The 16,801-nt window shown below is 58.7% G+C and carries 14 protein-coding genes; 3 read left to right on the top strand and 11 right to left on the bottom strand.

From position 1 onward, the window contains the following. Positions 1-68: 68 nt before the first annotated feature. Both EOK75_RS11180 and fnrL read right to left on the bottom strand, forming a co-directional pair. Positions 69-974, bottom strand: a complete 906-nt coding sequence (locus EOK75_RS11180) for a PhzF family phenazine biosynthesis protein (protein WP_137194028.1) — start codon at positions 972-974, stop codon at positions 69-71. A gap of 6 nt (positions 975-980) precedes the next feature. Next, the gene (gene fnrL / locus EOK75_RS11175; RefSeq protein ID WP_137194027.1) at positions 981-1,727 is read right to left on the bottom strand and encodes a transcriptional regulator FnrL; all 747 of its coding nucleotides are present in this window, start codon (positions 1,725-1,727) and stop codon (positions 981-983) included. Between the two features lie 62 nt (positions 1,728-1,789). Between fnrL and hemN the strand changes: the two genes are divergently transcribed. Further along, positions 1,790-3,145 (top strand): oxygen-independent coproporphyrinogen III oxidase, encoded by a 1,356-nt coding sequence (gene hemN, locus EOK75_RS11170; protein WP_137194026.1) that lies wholly within the window; start codon positions 1,790-1,792, stop codon positions 3,143-3,145. Here the strand turns inward: hemN and EOK75_RS11165 are convergent. From EOK75_RS11165 to EOK75_RS11140, 6 genes are all read right to left on the bottom strand, one after another. After that, on the bottom strand, positions 3,142-4,374 hold the full coding sequence (locus EOK75_RS11165) for a glycosyltransferase (RefSeq protein WP_137194025.1): 1,233 nt from the start codon (positions 4,372-4,374) through the stop codon (positions 3,142-3,144). The genes hemN and EOK75_RS11165 overlap by 4 nt on opposite strands. Next, positions 4,371-5,966, bottom strand: a complete 1,596-nt coding sequence (locus EOK75_RS11160) for an ABC transporter ATP-binding protein (RefSeq protein ID WP_137194024.1) — start codon at positions 5,964-5,966, stop codon at positions 4,371-4,373. The genes EOK75_RS11165 and EOK75_RS11160 overlap by 4 nt, the downstream gene beginning before the upstream one ends. Next, positions 5,963-7,063 (bottom strand): ABC transporter permease, encoded by a 1,101-nt coding sequence (locus tag EOK75_RS11155; RefSeq protein WP_137194023.1) that lies wholly within the window; start codon positions 7,061-7,063, stop codon positions 5,963-5,965. The genes EOK75_RS11160 and EOK75_RS11155 overlap by 4 nt, the downstream gene beginning before the upstream one ends. Further along, positions 7,063-8,139, bottom strand: a complete 1,077-nt coding sequence (locus EOK75_RS11150) for a microcin C ABC transporter permease YejB (protein WP_137194022.1) — start codon at positions 8,137-8,139, stop codon at positions 7,063-7,065. The genes EOK75_RS11155 and EOK75_RS11150 overlap by 1 nt, the downstream gene beginning before the upstream one ends. A 27-nt stretch (positions 8,140-8,166) precedes the next feature. Further along, positions 8,167-10,056, bottom strand: a complete 1,890-nt coding sequence (locus EOK75_RS11145; RefSeq protein WP_137194021.1) for an extracellular solute-binding protein — start codon at positions 10,054-10,056, stop codon at positions 8,167-8,169. A gap of 165 nt (positions 10,057-10,221) precedes the next feature. Then, the gene (locus EOK75_RS11140) at positions 10,222-10,734 is read right to left on the bottom strand and encodes a c-type cytochrome (RefSeq protein WP_137194377.1); all 513 of its coding nucleotides are present in this window, start codon (positions 10,732-10,734) and stop codon (positions 10,222-10,224) included. A 119-nt stretch (positions 10,735-10,853) separates the two neighbouring features. Between EOK75_RS11140 and EOK75_RS11135 the strand changes: the two genes are divergently transcribed. Then, positions 10,854-11,684 carry a prephenate dehydratase gene (locus EOK75_RS11135; protein WP_137194020.1) on the top strand — a complete coding sequence of 277 codons (831 nt, stop codon included), beginning with the start codon at positions 10,854-10,856 and terminating at the stop codon, positions 11,682-11,684. 21 nt (positions 11,685-11,705) lie between these two features. On the opposite strand, the gene EOK75_RS11130 is transcribed toward EOK75_RS11135, so the two are convergent. Together EOK75_RS11130 and nudC are read right to left on the bottom strand one after the other, a co-directional pair. Further along, positions 11,706-12,182: an SRPBCC family protein gene (locus EOK75_RS11130; RefSeq protein ID WP_137194019.1), complete on the bottom strand. Its 477-nt coding sequence runs from the start codon at positions 12,180-12,182 to the stop codon at positions 11,706-11,708. Between the two features lie 106 nt (positions 12,183-12,288). Beyond that, positions 12,289-13,245 carry an NAD(+) diphosphatase gene (gene nudC / locus EOK75_RS11125; RefSeq protein ID WP_137194018.1) on the bottom strand — a complete coding sequence of 319 codons (957 nt, stop codon included), beginning with the start codon at positions 13,243-13,245 and terminating at the stop codon, positions 12,289-12,291. A 287-nt stretch (positions 13,246-13,532) separates the two neighbouring features. On the opposite strand from nudC, the gene EOK75_RS11120 reads away from it, so the two are divergent. Then, positions 13,533-15,443, top strand: coding sequence for a bifunctional 2',3'-cyclic-nucleotide 2'-phosphodiesterase/3'-nucleotidase (locus EOK75_RS11120; RefSeq protein WP_137194017.1), 1,911 nt, complete (start codon positions 13,533-13,535; stop codon positions 15,441-15,443). Here the strand turns inward: EOK75_RS11120 and EOK75_RS11115 are convergent. After that, entirely contained in the window at positions 15,425-16,723 is a 1,299-nt protein-coding gene (locus tag EOK75_RS11115) for an ammonium transporter family protein (RefSeq protein WP_137194016.1), read from the bottom strand. The two genes, EOK75_RS11120 and EOK75_RS11115, sit on opposite strands and share 19 nt — an antisense overlap. Positions 16,724-16,801 lie beyond the last annotated feature (78 nt).

Genomic DNA, 16,801 nt, shown 5'->3' with positions numbered 1-16,801 from the left:
GCAGTCTCCTTAGCGCTTCACCTAAGCAGTCGGTGCGCCCGAACCAAGGCCTGCGCATGATGTTTACGTCAGGCGGGGATCCGGATGCGCCCGTCACTGATGCGTACGGCTTGGCCTGCAACACGCACCGACGTGACCCCATTGGCATCGCACACCACCGTCAGCGCGATCTCGCTTTTGCGGCCCATCTCTACCCCTTGCAGCAGGGCCAAACGGGATTCGCCAACCGTCAGCGCGCCCGCAGCCCAAAGCTGGGCGGCAAGAATGGCCGAGGCAGAGCCTGTTGCGGGATCTTCGCGGATGCCCGCCCTGGACGAAAACATCCGCGCCTGATAATCCGCGCCTGCGGCTTTGGTATAAAGATAAGCGCCACCCACACCGCCCGCCGCCATCACCTGTGACCACGCCGGTTCGCATGGCTGCGCATGTGCCAGCGCCCGAGCATCCCGCAGCGGAACATAAAGAAACTTTGACCCCCCTTGCCACAAGCCGGGGCAATGCGTACCGAACCCGATATCGCTGGCCTCCACCCCCAATGCGCGCGCCAAAAGCGCAGGGTCCAAGGCCTGCGCAACATCCGGCCCGCTGGCCGCAAAGGGCGTAACCGGCGCAGTCAGCTCGGCGGTTACCTGGCCTTGGCTGCGGGTCAAGGTTACGGGGACCAAGCCCGCCTCCTCTTCCAGAACGATACGGACGGGATCATCACCCATCGCGGCCTCGGCCAGCAAAATGGCACAGCCAATGGTGGGATGACCTGCAAAGGGGATCTCAGCCATTGGGACAAAGATGCGCACGCGGGCGGTATTGGCCGGATCAACCGGCCGCTGGACAAAGATCGTCTCGGACAGGTTGAATTCCCGCGCGATGGTTTGCATCTGCGCATCCGTCAGATCATCCGCCCCCAAGACCACAGCCAAAGGGTTGCCCGCAAAGGGCGTATCGGTGAAAACATCAAGGGTGTGAAAAGCCAGCATCTGCGTCTACGACAACATGCCGCCGTCATTATCGTCACCGGCCACTTCCAGCAGCACATCGAAATCCTCGATCACCACATGGCGCTTGCCTTCCAATGAGATAATCCCATCCTTGCGCAACGCCGTCATCTGCCGCGAAACAGTTTCCAGCGTCAGGCCCAGATAATCGGCCATTTCTTCGCGTGTCAGCGGCAGGTCAAAGGAAATTCGGCCCGAGGGGCGCTTCAACATCAAACTGGCATCACGCCGCGCGATGATCGAAAGCAGGCTTGCGATCTTTTCACGTGCGGTCTTGCGACCCAACAACAGCATCCATTCGCGCGCTGAATCCAGCTCGTCCAGCGTCATCTCAAGCAAACGTTGCCCGATGTGTGGCGTGTGTAGCATCATTTCCTCAAACGGTTTTTTGCGGAAACAACACATCACCAAATCCGTCGTCGCGGTCACATCATAGGCGGCATTATCGCGCCCCGGACGGCCCAGAAAATCAGAAGGCAACAACAGGCCCACCATCTGGCGACGGCCATCTTCCATGGTCTGGCTTAGGGTTGCGATACCCTTGACCACAGAGGCCACGAAATCCATCCGGTCACCGGACCAGATAACCGTCTGCCCGGCCTGAAAGCTGCGGTAGTATTTCATCTCTTCCAGACGGTCCAATTCCTTGCCCTCGCACCGAGAGCAAACCGCACGGTGACGAATAGGGCATTCGTCACAATCGTGGGCAAATGAATGTGTGTCCGGCGTCGGCATATCCGTGTTCCGATTGATTTAGGTCAAGGTCCACCCCCTACATACACGCCTAAGGATTGGATATGAACACACAATCAGAGCTAAAGCGCCTTGGGCTATTTGACGCGCGCGTCCCGCGATACACCAGCTATCCGACTGCTCCGCATTTTGCACCGGGCGTCGGGGCGGAAACCTTTACCAACTGGATAGAGGCAATCCCCGCCAAGGCCTCGATATCGCTTTATATTCATGTGCCGTTTTGTCGGCGCCTGTGCTGGTTTTGTGCCTGCCGAACGCAAGGCACATCCTCGGATGCGCCGGTCATCGCCTATGCCGAGATGCTCGCCGCCGAGATAAAACTATTGCGCCGCCATCTTGCCCCCGGTGTCACGCTGTCGCGCCTGCATTGGGGGGGCGGCACGCCGACGCTGCTAATGCCCGACCTGATGCGCAACCTTGCCGATCAGGTCTTTGACGTGGTGCCCTTGGCCGAGGGGGGCGAATTTTCGGTTGAAATCGACCCTAATGAGATCGACGCCGCGCGGCTTGATGCGCTGGCTGCGGCTGGTATGAACCGCGCCTCTATCGGGGTGCAGGATTTCGACCCCGAGATCCAGAAAACCATTGGCCGCGAGCAAAGTTATGAGCTGACAAAACAGGTGGCGGATATGATCCGCGACCGTGGCGTCAAAAGCCTGAACGCCGATATCCTTTACGGGTTGCCGCATCAGACCAATGACCGCATTGCCGATTCGGTGGAAAAGCTGCTGACGCTCTCGCCGGACCGTGTGGCGCTTTACGGCTATGCCCATGTGCCATGGATGAGCCGCCGCCAGCAAATGATCCCATCCGACAAAATCCCGACGCCGGAAGAGCGGCTTTCCCTGTTTGAGACCGCGCGCAAGATGTTCGTGGATGACGGCTATGCCGAGGTCGGCATCGATCACTTTGCCCGCCCCACCGACGGCTTGGCGATTGCCCAAGACAAGGGTGCCCTGCGCCGGAATTTCCAAGGCTATACCGATGATACCGCGACCGCGTTGATCGGGCTGGGGGCATCCTCTATTTCGCGGTTCCCGCAGGGGTTCGCGCAAAATGCCAGCGCCACGGCGGCCCATACCAAAGCCATCCGCGAAGGGCGCTTTTCCATCCACCGCGGCCATGTCTTTGGCGGGGATGACCTGCTGCGCGCCCGCATCATCGAGGCTTTGATGTGTGACTTCCATGTCAGCCGGGCCGAGTTGATCCGCGATTTTGGCGCCGATCCCGTGGTGCTGGAAGAGATGTTCCAAAGCGCCGTCACGCATTTCGGCGATATGCTGCATCTGGATGCCGAGGGGCTTACAATCCCGCCCCGTGCGCGCCCGCTAACACGGCTGATCGCGCGGGCCTTTGACGCCTATGACCATGCCAAAGCACAACATTCGTCGGCGGTTTAAGCCGGTTTTGGCGCGAAGCTTTCGACAAAATCGATCATGCGCGGCAAACAGATGCCGTGCAGGTCGTAGCCGTCAAGGATCGTCTGCCGCGCGGCTTGGCGCTGGGGCATGAAACGTTCCGGCTCGGCCAGACCTTCGATCAGGGCCGCAGACCACGCCTTGATATCAAAGAAATCGACCAAGCGGCCATTGACGCCATCCTCGATCAGCTCTTCCACTGGGGCGGATCTGGAGCCGACGACATAGGCCCCCGCCGACATTGCCTCCAGCATCGACCACGACAGCACGAAAGGGTACGTCAGGTAAGCATGCACCCGGCTAATCTGCATCAGCGATACGAAATCGGGATAGGGTACTTTGCCAAGGAAATGCACGCGGGCCATATCCAAGTGGTCCGCCACCTCATCCAGAAAAATCTGTTTCCACGTCTGCCCCTTGGGCGCAGCTGCCCCATAGCTGACATCATCGCCGCCAACCAAAACCACCTGCGCCTTGGGGCGTGCGGCCATCACATCGGGCAAGGCCCGCATAAAACTGTGATAGCCGCGGTAAGGTTCAAGGTTGCGGTTCACAAAGGTCAGCACCTCATCGCCCGCGCGCAATGTATGGCCATCGGGCAGGGTCAGGCTGGCCTGCGAATTGGGGGCCATCACATCCGTGTTCACCCCGTCAAAGATCACCCTGATCATCGGCTGCAAGGCGGGGGGATAGGCGCTTGCCTGCCATTTTGTCGGCGCAAGGGCGGCATCGGCATGCAGCAAGGATTGCCCCAGATGCGCCGCACGCGATTGCGCCATCATTACCGCATCAAAGCCGGAGCGGCTGAATTCCGGGTCAAACCCCACATCCCGCCCCACCCCGCGATAGTAGAACTCGGCATAGGCGATCAACTTCGCCTCGGGCCAGATCTCTTTCAAAAACAACGTCTCACCCCAGCCGGAATGACCAACGATCACATCCGGCACATAGCCGTGCTTGTCGCGCAGTTGCAGGCAAGCACGGGCCGCCGACACCCCGCGATCCGACATCTGGGTAAAGTTGCGGCCCAGCCGGGTGGCGGCAGGGTCAGGGGGCGGCGTGTTGTGCTTATACCGCAAAACGGGGATCTGGCTTTTGCGGTCATTCTTGAAATCGGTCAGGGCGCGGCAATCATGCCCGCGCGCGGCCAGCGCCGGGGCAAGATGCAGGAACTGCCCCGGAAAATTCTGATGAACAAAGAGGATTTTCATGCGCCGCGCCCAAAGGCTGCCGCCATCAACCCGCGCGTGTACTCGGTTTGCGGCGCGTCAAAGATCTGGGTGCCGGGCCCCTGCTCGACCACATCGCCCTCTTTCATCACGATCACCTGATGCGCCAGCGCGCGCACCACGCGCAAATCGTGGCTGATGAACAGATAGGCCAGCCCGTGTTTGCGCTGCAAATCGCGCAACAGTTCCACGATCTGGACCTGCACCGTCATATCCAGCGCCGAAGTCGGCTCATCCAGAAGCACCAGTTTCGGGCGCAGGATCATCGCGCGGGCAATCGCCACGCGCTGGCGCTGGCCGCCCGAAAACTCATGCGGGTAACGGCCCATCATGGCAGGGTCCAAGCCCACCTCACCCATGATCTCGGCGACCATATCGCGGTGGCTTTTGCCCGAGGCGGTTCCGTGAACGCCCAAGCCCTCGGCGATGATCTGCTCGATCGTCATACGCGGGGACAGGCTGCCATAAGGGTCTTGGAACACCACCTGCATTTCACTGCGCAGGGGTCGCATTTCCTTGGGCGTCAGGCCCTGAATATCGCGGCCCATAAAGGCCACGCGACCCTCGGATGCGATCAGACGTAAGATGCCGAGGGCCAGCGTCGTTTTGCCAGACCCGCTTTCGCCGACAATGCCCAAAGTCTCACCGGCGCGGACCGAAATACTGGCCGCGTTCACCGCCTTTACATGGCCAACCGTGCGGCGCAAAAAGCCGCGATGGATGGGGAACCAGACCCGCAGATTGTCGGTTTCCACCACCGGCGCGCCTTTGGTCGGGGCGGCATCGGGGCGGCCCTTCGGCTCTGCCGCCAGCAGGGTTTTGGTATAAGGATGCTGCGGGTTGTCAAAGATTTCCGCGGTGCGGCCTTGCTCCACAATCTCGCCACCCTGCATCACGCACACGCGGTCCGCGATGCGGCGCACGATGCCAAGATCATGGGTGATGAACAACATGCTCAACCCCTCGGCACGCTTCAATTCGGCCAGAAGCTCAAGGATCTGCGCCTGAATGGTGACATCCAGCGCGGTCGTCGGCTCATCCGCGATCAACAACTCCGGCCCGTTTGCCAGCGCCATTGCGATCATCACCCGCTGGCGCTGCCCGCCCGAAAGCTGATGCGGATAGGCGCCCAGACGGTTTTCGGCATCACGGATGCCCACCCTTTCCAACAGCTCCAATATCCGCGCGCGCGCAGCCACACCATCAAGCCCCTGATGCAAAGACAGGCTTTCACCAAGCTGCTTTTCGATGGTGTGCAGGGGGTTAAGGCTGGTCATCGGCTCTTGAAAGATAAAGCTGATGTCATTGCCACGCACACGGCGCAGCTCGGCCTCATCGGCGCCAATCATCTGCGTGCCGTTATACAGGATGGAGCCTTCAACCTCGGCCGCGCCCGGTAACAATGCCACAGTCGACAGCGCCGTCACCGATTTGCCCGACCCGCTTTCGCCGACCAGCGCCACGGTTTCGCCCTTGGCCACGGTAAAGGACACCCCTTTGACGGCACGAATAACCCGGCCATCCTGACGAAAGCCGACGTTCAGGTTCTCAACAGAAAGGACTGTATCGCTCATTGAAAAGTCTTTCGCGGATCAAAGGCATCGCGCACGCCCTCAAAGATGAACACCAAAAGCGAGAGCATGATCGCAAATACCGAAAATGCGGTAAACGCCAGCCAGGGCGCTTGCAGGTTTTGCTTGGCTTGCAACGTCAGCTCTCCCAAGGACGGGGCCGATGCAGGCAGGCCAAACCCGAGGAAATCCAGCACCGCAAGTGATCCGATGGTACCGGTGATGATAAAGGGCAGCATGGTGAGCGTGGCAACCATCGCATTGGGCAGCACATGGCGGAACATGATCACCCGGTCCGACACGCCAAGGGCACGCGCCGCGCGCACATATTCAAAGTTACGCGCGCGCAAAAACTCGGCCCGCACCACCCCCACGAGCGAGGTCCAGCCGAAAAGCACCATCAGCCCCACCAACAGCCAGAAATTCATCCGCCAGATCGCGGCGACAATGATGATGATATAAAGGCTGGGGGTAGAGCTCCATATCTCCAGCACGCGCTGGAAAATCAGGTCCACCCAACCGCCGAAATAGCCCTGCACCGCCCCTGCCGCGACCCCGATCACCGAGGTCAAAAGCGTCACGATCAGCGCAAAAGACACCGACAGGCGGAAGCCATAAATCACGCGCGCGGCTACATCGCGCGCGGTATCGTCGGTGCCCAACAGGTGGTTGGCATCGGGCGGGCTGGGGGCCGCGCGGCCAATGTTATTGATGGTATTGAAGCTATAGGGGATCGGCGGCCACAAGATCCAGCCGGGGGTGGCGCCCTCAAGCGCGCCTGACTCCAGTGCTTCCATCGCGGTATCGGGATCATCCAAGCACATCTCTACGCCCCCGGAACGGATCAGGCAACGCACCTCAATATCGCGGTATTTGGCCTCGGTCCGGAAATCGCCGCCAAAGGCAGTTTCGGGGTAAAACTGCATGAACGGCGCGCGCAATTCACCCTGATAGCTGACCAGAAGCGGCTTGTCATTGGCCAGAACCTCGGCAAACAGCGATAGGCCGTAAAGCAGCAGCAACAGCCAAAACGACCAGAACGCCCGACGGTTGGCCTTGAAATTACGCCAGCGGCGTTGATTAAGCGGGGAAAAAGCCATCAGCCACGCCCTTCAAAATCAATGCGCGGATCGATCCAGACATACATCATATCCGACACAATCCCGACCAAAAGCCCCATGATCCCGAATGCATAAAGCGTACCGAACATCACCGGATAATCCCGTTCGACCACGGCCTTGAACCCCATCTGCCCCAACCCGTCGAGCGAAAAGATCGTCTCGATAATCAGGCTTTGCCCAAAGAAGATCGACACAAAAGCCGCCGGAAACCCAGCAATCACGATCAGCATCGCATTGCGGAACACATGGCCATAAAGCACCCCGCTTTCCGAGAGGCCTTTGGCGCGCGCCGTCATCACATATTGCTTGCCGATCTCATCCAGAAAGCTGTTCTTGGTCAGCAAGGTCAGTGTGGCAAAACTGGCGATGGTCGAGGCCACAATCGGCAAGGTCATATGCCACAGATAATCGCCCGCCTTGCCCAGCATCGACAGGTCCTCAAACCCCTCGGACGTCAGGCCCCGCAGGGGGAACACCTTCCAGTAAGATCCGCCCGCAAAAAGCACCAAGAGCAAAATCGCGAACAAGAACCCCGGAATGGCATAGGCCACGATAATCACCCCCGAGGTCCAAGTATCAAACGCCGTGCCATCGCGCATCGCCTTGCGAATGCCCAAAGGGATCGAAATCAAATAGGCAATCAGCGTGGACCAAAGGCCCAGACTGATGGACACCGGCATCTTCTCCAGCACCAGATCGGTCACGGATATCGACCGGAAATAGCTCTCGCCAAAGTCGAACCGCGCATAGTTCCACATCATATCAAGGAAACGCTGCAAGGGGGGCTTGTCGAACCCGAACTGTTTTTCCAGCTCTGCGATAAACTCCGGCGGCAGGCCGCGCGCACCCAAGTATTCGCTGCTGCCTGCACTTTCGGTACCCGCATCGCCCGATCCAGCGATTCCTTGCAACGCATCCCCGCCACCATCAAGCCGCGCCAGAACCTGTTCGATCGGGCCGCCGGGAACGAATTGCACAAGGGCAAAGTTGATGATCATAATCCCGATCAATGTCGGAATAATCAGCAACACCCGCCGAAGGATATAGGCACCCATGTTCTGCTCACCTGCCGTTTATTATTATTATTTCAACACGCCTGACGCCTTTAGCGCCGCCGCTTTTTCCGCGTTGTACCACCAGAAGGTCAATTCGCCCAGCGCATAGGGCGGCAAGTTTTCAGGGTGCTCATACATATTGTAATAGGCGACCGTATGCGTGGGCTTATACCATTGGAGAATGCCGAAGCGTTCCGCCCGCATCACCCGATCCAGCGCCATTGTCGCGGTGGTCAGGCTGTCCAATGTATTCGCGGCCAGCACCACATCAATCATCCGGTCCACCGCCGGGCTTTTCAGCCCCATCGCGTTGAAAGAGGACACATCCGCCGTTTCTGACCCATAGTATTGCTTCAGCTCGGTCCCCGAAAGATAGCCGGTCTGGTTGAAATGGTTGGTGATGTCGAAATCGAATTTCGGCGGGCGGGTGCGGTCTTCCATCTGGGCGTTTTCCACGCGGGTCAGCACCGCATCAACGCCAAGGCTGCGCAGATTATCCACGAACGGGTTGATCACGCGGTCAAAGGTCGGACTGTCCTCCAGAAACTCTATCCGCAGCAGGTCGCCCTTGGCATTGCGGCGCATCCCGTCATCCCCCACGGCCCAGCCCGCCTCATCCAGCAGTTTCGATGCCTTGCGCAGATTGCCACGGTCCAGCTGGCGCGCGCCCGATACCGGCGGCACAATCGCCTCATCCGTCAGGATCGCGGGGTCCAGTAACCCCTCGTCCACCAATGGCTGCAGCAAGGCAACCTCGGCCTCGGACGGGGTGCCTTTTGCCTCCATAAAGCTGTTGCCCCAATAGGAGGGGATGCGCGAATAAATCCCATAAAATAGCGTGTCATTGGACCATTCAAAGTTGAACATCAGGCCGATGGCCTCACGCACACGCGGATCTTGGAACTTTTCGCGACGCAGGTTGAAGATAAAGGACTGACCCGTGGATTTTTGTCCCGAGGGTAGCTCCGCCTTAATCACACCGCCGTTTTGCACCGCCGGGAAGTCATAGCCCGTCGCCCATTTGATCGAGGATGCCTCATTGCGGAAGGTGTAGCTGCCGCCTTTGAACCCCTCAAACGCCGCGTCATAATCCGAGAAATATTCAATCCGGATGCTGTCGAAATTATTGGTGCCCACGCGCAGCGGATGATCTGCCCCCCAATAATCAGGATTGCGCGCATAGGTGACCGATTCCCCCGTCCGCATCTTGTCCAGCACATAGGCCCCCGTCCCAAGGAAAGGCGTCAGGTTGCTTTCCGCCAGATCCAGCCCGTTTGCCTCATAATGCGCTTTGGACAGGACCGGCAAACCGCCAACATCCTGCGGCAAATCGCGGGTAGGGATGTCGGGTTTAAAGGTGAACTTCACGCGCAGGGGATCAAGCGCCTCGACCTTTTCGACCTTGGTGGCAAAGATGGTGCGAAAATCCGTCAAGCCTTTGGCCAGAAACACCTCATAAGAGAAAACCACATCCGCGGCCGTCATCGGGGTGCCATCGGAAAAACGCACATCATCGCGCAGGTTGAAGATCACCCAAGAGCGATCCTCAGGGTATTCCAAGCTGGAACACAGCAGACAATAGGCAGCACCGATTTCATCATCCGGAGCCTCCAGAATTGATTCGTAGGCCGCCGAGGACAGCGCGGCCGCCCGCCCCTTGATCGAATAGGGGTTCATGCTGTCAAACCCGCCCGAGGTCCATTCCGATATCTCGCCCCCTTTGGGCGCATCGGGGTTCACATAGGACAGGTGCGTAAAATCAGCCGGATATTGCAATTCCCCAAAGGTAGAGATGCCATGTGATGTGATCACCGCTTCGGCCTTGGCCACCCCGGCAAATCCCGCAAGCGCCACGATAAACGCGGCCCGCGGCAAGTGTGTCGCGTTGCGTGTTGCGCCCATAATCGTCCGAATCATCGCGGCCCCTCCGTTTTGGTCAAAAGCACCGGTATCCCGCCGCTCTTTGGCTGGCCCGATGCTAAAGCGGAGCTATTGCGGCCTCAAGTTGCGATTGCGTGAGATTCGACGCAAAATGCAAAAGACCGCCCCGAAGGGCGGCCATTCAAACACTTTTCAGTGCGATCACTGCTGTGTGGCAAGCCACGCGATCAGGTTCACACGGTCGGTCGGCTTGGGCAGACCCGCAAAGCTCATCTTGGTGCCGGGGGCGTATTTCTTGGGGCTCGTCAAGAATGCATCCAGATTTGCCGGGGTCCATGCCTCATCGGCCATGCCCATCAGCACGTCGGAATAGCCAAACCCGGCAGAGGCCGCTTTCTGGCGATCCACAATACCGTTCAAATGCGGGCCAGTGCCATCGCTGCCATCCAGTTTGTGACAGGCTTTGCATTTGGCGAACACTCTTTCACCCGAACCGGCATCCGCGCTTGCAAAGAGCTCTTCAAATGTCGGGCCCTCTTCGGCCGTTTCAGTGGCCTCATCCGAACCGGTATCGATGGTATAGGCTTGCGTCGTCTCTCCGTGGCCACCACCAGTGGCGTAAAGCGCGCTTGCAGCCCAGCCCCCAAGCATAAACACCAAGAGAGAGCCACAAACGGCCCCAACCACTTTTGTCATTGTCATCGTGTCGAACATGTCGCGCCCCGCATCAGCGTTATCCTGACGCGCTTCTAACCGCTTCCCATGACGCTTTTCAAGGTATAGTAGCACCAACACCCACCCTTGAGCCGCTTTTATTGACGGAGACTGCAAAAATGACCGGACGTATCGCCTTTCAAGGGGAGCTGGGCGCCTATTCCCACGAAGCATGCCGTCAGGCCCGCCCGGACATGGAAGCCGTTCCCTACCATACCTTTGAGGACGCAATCGAGGCCTGCCGCTCTGGCGAGGTTGATCTGGCGATGCTGCCGGTAGAAAATTCCACCTACGGGCGCGTGGCCGATATCCATGCGCTGCTACCCGGGTCAGGTTTGCGGATCATCGACGAGGCCTTTGTCCGCGTGCACATCAGTTTGCTGGCGCTGCCGGGCACAAAGCTGGATGATGTCACCCGCGCGATGAGCCATACGGTCTTGCTGGGCCAATGCCGCGACTTCCTGAAATCCCATGCGATTGCACCTGTGACGGGGGCGGATACTGCGGGATCGGCCAAGGCCGTGGCCGAACAGGCAGAGCCGTCACTGGCCGCCCTCGCCTCAGAATTGGCCGGCGAGATTTACGGGCTGGATGTTCTGGCCTCGCGGATTGAGGATCAATCCAACAACACCACCCGCTTTTTGGTGATGGCACGTGAGGCAGATCATTCGCGCCGCGCCGAAAAGATGATGACGACCTTCACCTTTAGGGTTCGCAACATTCCGGCCGCACTTTACAAGGCGATGGGCGGGTTTGCGACCAATGGCGTCAATATGACCAAGCTGGAAAGCTATATGGTTGGCGGCTCCTTTACCGCGACCGAGTTTTACGCCGATATCGAAGGCCATCCCGAAGATCCAAATGTGATGCTCGCGCTGGATGAGCTGCGCTACTTCACCTCCCAGCGTGATATTCTGGGCGTCTACCCCGCCGATCCGCGCCGCAACTAGCCGGTTTTACCGCAAGCTGCATTAAACGGGTTTTGCCTGCTTGCGGTAACGATCCTCGATACCCGCCGCGACTTTGATCAGTTGCTGCTTGAAACGCTGGTTGACCTTTTCTTTGGCCAAACGCAGCGTTTGCAGGAACAGCCGCGCGGCAAGCGTATTGGGTTTGATTTCCATCGAGATCACAAGCCGCGTGCGGGTCTCGCCAATCGCTGTCATTTCAAGCTTCGTCACACCATTGCCAGGCTTTGCGATACACTCCAGCGTCATCTCCTGCTCTGGCATCAGGGACAAAAGCTTCAACGTCGCCGCCCGCCTTTTACCGCGAAAGTCGAAACCCAGCTTCCACATCATTCCCGCACCGGGCTGCGTAAGACTGTCCAGACGCTCAGCCTCGGCGCCGCGGTCGCGGGCCAGCCCTTCCCACTTGTCAAAATCGGTCAAAAGCGCGTTTACAAAGCCAATCGGCGCGTCAATGTCTTCTTTAGCGGTCAGTTTCAAGTGGGCGTCCTATTGTTTAACCCGCGACGGGCAAGGGTGATTATCCCGCAGGCTGCATGATTTTGCGCATGATGTCTGTAGATTTCTTAAAATTTGCAGCGATATGTCACGTGATCCGACCGGCAAGCCAGCTTGCAATCAGATGATAGGCAATCGCACCCTTCCGGGCCGGTTTGATGGTTGGATGCGTGCCCGCCATCACCTCCAGCATATCCTCGCGGGTGATCCAGATCGCGTCATCAAGCTCTTCCGGGTCCACGGTGATCTTATCCGAGGTGGCATCCCCGATAAAGCCCATCATCAAAGAGGCGGGAAACGGCCAGGGTTGGCTGGTCACATAGCGCACATCCCCCACGCTGACGCCGGTTTCTTCGGCCACTTCGCGGCGCACGGCGGCCTCAATGGCCTCTCCCGGCTCCAAGAACCCCGCAAGGCAGGAATACATCCCCTCTGGCCACCCATGAGAGCGGCCCATTAAAAGCTTGTTCCCGCGCTGGATCAACATGATCACAACCGGATCCGTGCGTGGAAAATGCTGGGCGGCACATTTAGGACAAGCGCGCTGCCAGCCTGCGTTTACCGGCGTGGATTGCGCACCGCAAACGGCACAAAAACGGTGGCTGCGATGCCAGTGCAACACGGCCTTGGCGGTGGCAACCAGCTCGGCGCTGCGCGCGGAAAGCTGGACCATAACGCCGCGCAGTTCTACAAAGGCGTAGGCGTCGGACAGGCTGGGGTGAAACTGGGTGGAGCCGTCAAAGAAGCCCGCCTCCACCGCCTCTGCCCCCGCTTCGGGCGACCAATCCGAGATATCCTGCGCAAAGCGTGCGATGCCATCATCCAGCCCAAGGAAAAGCGCCTCTGATCCATGTGCCAGCGCCGGATGCCCATGCGGCACCCACCCCAGATCACAGCCATTTTGCACCAAGGGCTTGCCCCGCCAGATCGGCAGGACCTGCCCGCCATTTGCCAACAATTCCGCCATCTTGGCGCTATCACGGCGCAGTTCGGCACAGCGCTCAAGGCCGGAGCCCGCAAAAGTAAGTACGTCCGGCGAGATCATAGCTGTCCTGTCTATTTGCATATGTCGAGCCGCCGATGTTGCCACGCAGACCGCCCCGGTGCAATCGCCCGGACGCCGAATTTTCGAACCACGGCCGACCGCCCAACAGGTATTCTTGGACATTTCCGACAATGGCTTGCAAGCAATGCAACCAAAATGCGAAAAATGTTGCATAATGCCAACTTGTGGTGGCATCTTTTCTGTTGGCTCGCTAGAATGTTTTAGTCCCGTATTTTGTCCGCCGTGGTTAGGCTAATCACTCAATCCGTCACCGCCAAGGGACCGCCTTGACCTCATCCACCCCCCTCTGCACCGGCATCACCGGAGAACAGGCCACTTTGCGCATCATGCAAACAGGTGACCTGCATGCCCATGTTTTTCCATTCGATTACGACCATGACCACCCGATCGACACCTTGGGATTTGCACGCACTGCATCACTGATCACCGCCGCCCGTAAAGAGGTTTCCAACTCCATCCTGCTCGACAATGGCGACTTTTTGCAAGGCAGCGCCTTGGGGGATTATGTTGCCTATGATCGCGGGCTGCGCGATGGTGATTTGCACCCTGTTATCGCCGCGATGAACGCAATGCGCTATGATGCTGCGACATTAGGCAACCATGAATTCAACTTTGGCCTGCCGTTTATGATGGCCGCCCTCCGGCGCAGCCAGTTCCCTTTTGTCAGCGCCAACACCTTGATCGAGCGAGGGAATACCCCGCTTGAAGACAAGCGCTTGCTGCCGCCCTATGCCATGCTTGACCGCCGTATCCGGGACACAAAGGGCAAACCCCATCCTATTCGCATCGGCATTCTGGGCTTGTTGCCGCCACAGATCACGACGTGGGATGAAACCCAGATCGGCGGCAAGATCTTTTCCCGCGACATGGTAGAGACGGCTGCGGCCCTGATCCCCGAGATGAAAGCCGCAGGGGCCGATCTCGTCGTGGTGCTGGCTCATAGCGGCATTGGCGAGGCCACACACTCCGACGGGATGGAAAACGCGGCCTATCCGCTTGCCAGACTGCCGGGGGTGGATGCGCTTGTCACCGGGCATACGCATATGGTCTTCCCCTCACAGCAATTCGCGAACATGCAGGGGATAGATCTTGCGCGTGGCACAGTGGAAGGCACGCCAACCGTCATGGCCGGTTTCTGGGGGTCACATCTGGGGCTGATCGACCTGTTTCTGGAACGCAAGGACGGCAGGTGGCGGGTCTTGGACAGCCAGTCCTCAACCCGCACCATCGCCAAGACCACTCCGGACAGGAAACGGATCGCCCTGGTGGAATCCTCGCCCCGGGTGTTGCGCGCGGTCCAGCATCACCATGATGCGACTCTGGATTACATGCGCTATCCGGTGGGCGAGACATTGGCCCCGATCCACAGCTATTTCGCGCTCGTCAAGGATTGCACATCGGTGCAGTTGATCTGCCAAGCGCAACAACGCTTCGTTGCGCAGAAAATGAAACAGGGGCCGCATTCATCCCTGCCGGTACTTTCGGCCGCGGCCCCTTTCAAGGTCGGCGGGTGGGGCGGCCCGGATAATTATACCAATATCCCCCCGGGGCCGCTGCACCAACGCAACCTGTCAGATCTTTACTGTTTTCCCAACACCATCTGCGCCCTTCGATTGCGTGGCGCGGATATTCTGGACTGGCTCGAACGGTCCGCCGGAATTTTCAACCATATTACACGTGGCAAACATGACCAACCGCTGCTGAATGACGCCTTCCCCTCCTACAGTTTCGACGTCATCTATGGCGTAACCTACCAGATCGATCCCTCACAGCCCCCCCGCTATTGCGCGCAGGGCAAGTTGATCAACCCACACTCCCGCCGCATTCGGAACCTGCATTATCAGGGCAAACCTCTGGATTTGGACGCTTATTTCCTGGTCGCCACCAATAATTACCGCAGCAGCACCCGCGCGGCAGTTTACGGGACAAATGCCACCGAGCTGGTCTTTGCCGAACCGGTCAACATCCGCACGATCCTGTATAACGAAGTAACAGAAAAGCCGTTTCTCGATGCGCGGCCTTTGCCGAACTGGTCAATTGCGCCGATGTCCAACACCAGTTTCACGTTTGAAACCTCGCCGGATGCGGCGAGGTTTCTGGCAGACCTAGGAAATGTCTGGATCGACCATTTAGGGGAAGACGCTAACGGTTTTGGCCGTTACCGGCTGTGGCCGTAGGCTTCGATCCCAAGCTCTGCCTTGTCGAGGCCAAGAACCTCATCCTCGGCACTTGGACGCAGACCGATGGTGACTTTCAAGAACGTCCACATCAAACCTGATGCAACAATCATAAAGCCACCAACCGCGGCAAAGCCCAAAAGCTGCGTGCCAAAGCTTGTCCCTTCGGTGTAAAACGGCACCGCCATTGTCCCCCAAAAGCCAGCAACAAGGTGTACCGGGATCGCACCAACCACATCGTCAATGCGCAGACGGTCCAGCAGCGGCACAACAACGACTGCAATCAAGCCGCCAGTTGCACCGATCCACAATGCGCCAAACAGCGTCGGGTCAAGCGGCCCTGCGGTGATCGCGACCAAACCAGCCAGCGCCCCGTTAAGCACCATCGTCAAATCGATGCGGCGATAGATAACTTGGGTCAGCGCCAGCGCACCAAGTGCCCCGCTGGCAGCAGCCATATTAGTGTTGGCAAAGATGATCGCAACAGCATTCGCATCGGCCTCGGTACCCAGTGCAAGCTGCGATGCGCCATTAAACCCGAACCAGCCCAACCACAGGACAAACGTCCCTAAAGTGGCAAGAGCAAGATTGTTGCCCGGCATCGCGGTCACATGACCGTCCTTGCCGAATTTGCCCAAACGTGGCCCAAGGATCAGCGCGCCGGTCAGTGCGGCAAACCCGCCCGCAGCATGCACCAAGGTGGAGCCTGCAAAGTCACTGAACCCTGCCTCCGACAGCCAGCCGCCGCCCCACTGCCATGATGCACCGATCGGGTAGAATACGCCCGTCAGCATCACCGTAAACGCAAGGAAGGGCCACAGCTTGATACGTTCCGCCAAAGTGCCCGACACGATAGAGGCCGTGGTCGCGCAGAACATCAACTGAAAGAAGAAATCCGAGCCGACAGCATAGGACGCATCCGCCGCAATATCCCCTTTGATCGAGGTCGTGGAAAAGGCACCAATCAGGCCCGGAATGGTCCAACCGTCGCCGGGGTACATCAGGTTGTAACCAACCAGCCAGTACATCACCGCAGCAATCGCAAAGAGGACGATGTTTTTGGTCAACTGCATGGCCACATTCTTGGAACGCACCAGTCCGGCTTCGAGCATGGCAAAGCCTGCGGCCATCCAGAATACCAAAAAGCCGCCAATCAAGAACAGCAAGGTGTTAAAGATAAACGCGTTATTGACGGGCGCTTCTGCGGTTTGTGCCCAAAGTGGCAAAGGCGCTAGGGCCAATGCCGCCCCTGCAACAAGGGCTGCTGTTTTCAATTTCATTTTCCGTTTCCTTTTTCCGCCGGTCAAAGCGCTTGGTGGTCGGGTGGCGGGCCGGACGACCCTGCTTTTAAGGGGGAC

Source organism: Pseudorhodobacter turbinis (genome assembly GCF_005234135.1).
Lineage (GTDB): Bacteria > Pseudomonadota > Alphaproteobacteria > Rhodobacterales > Rhodobacteraceae > Pseudorhodobacter > Pseudorhodobacter turbinis.
This window is presented reverse-complemented; position numbering and strand designations above follow the sequence as displayed.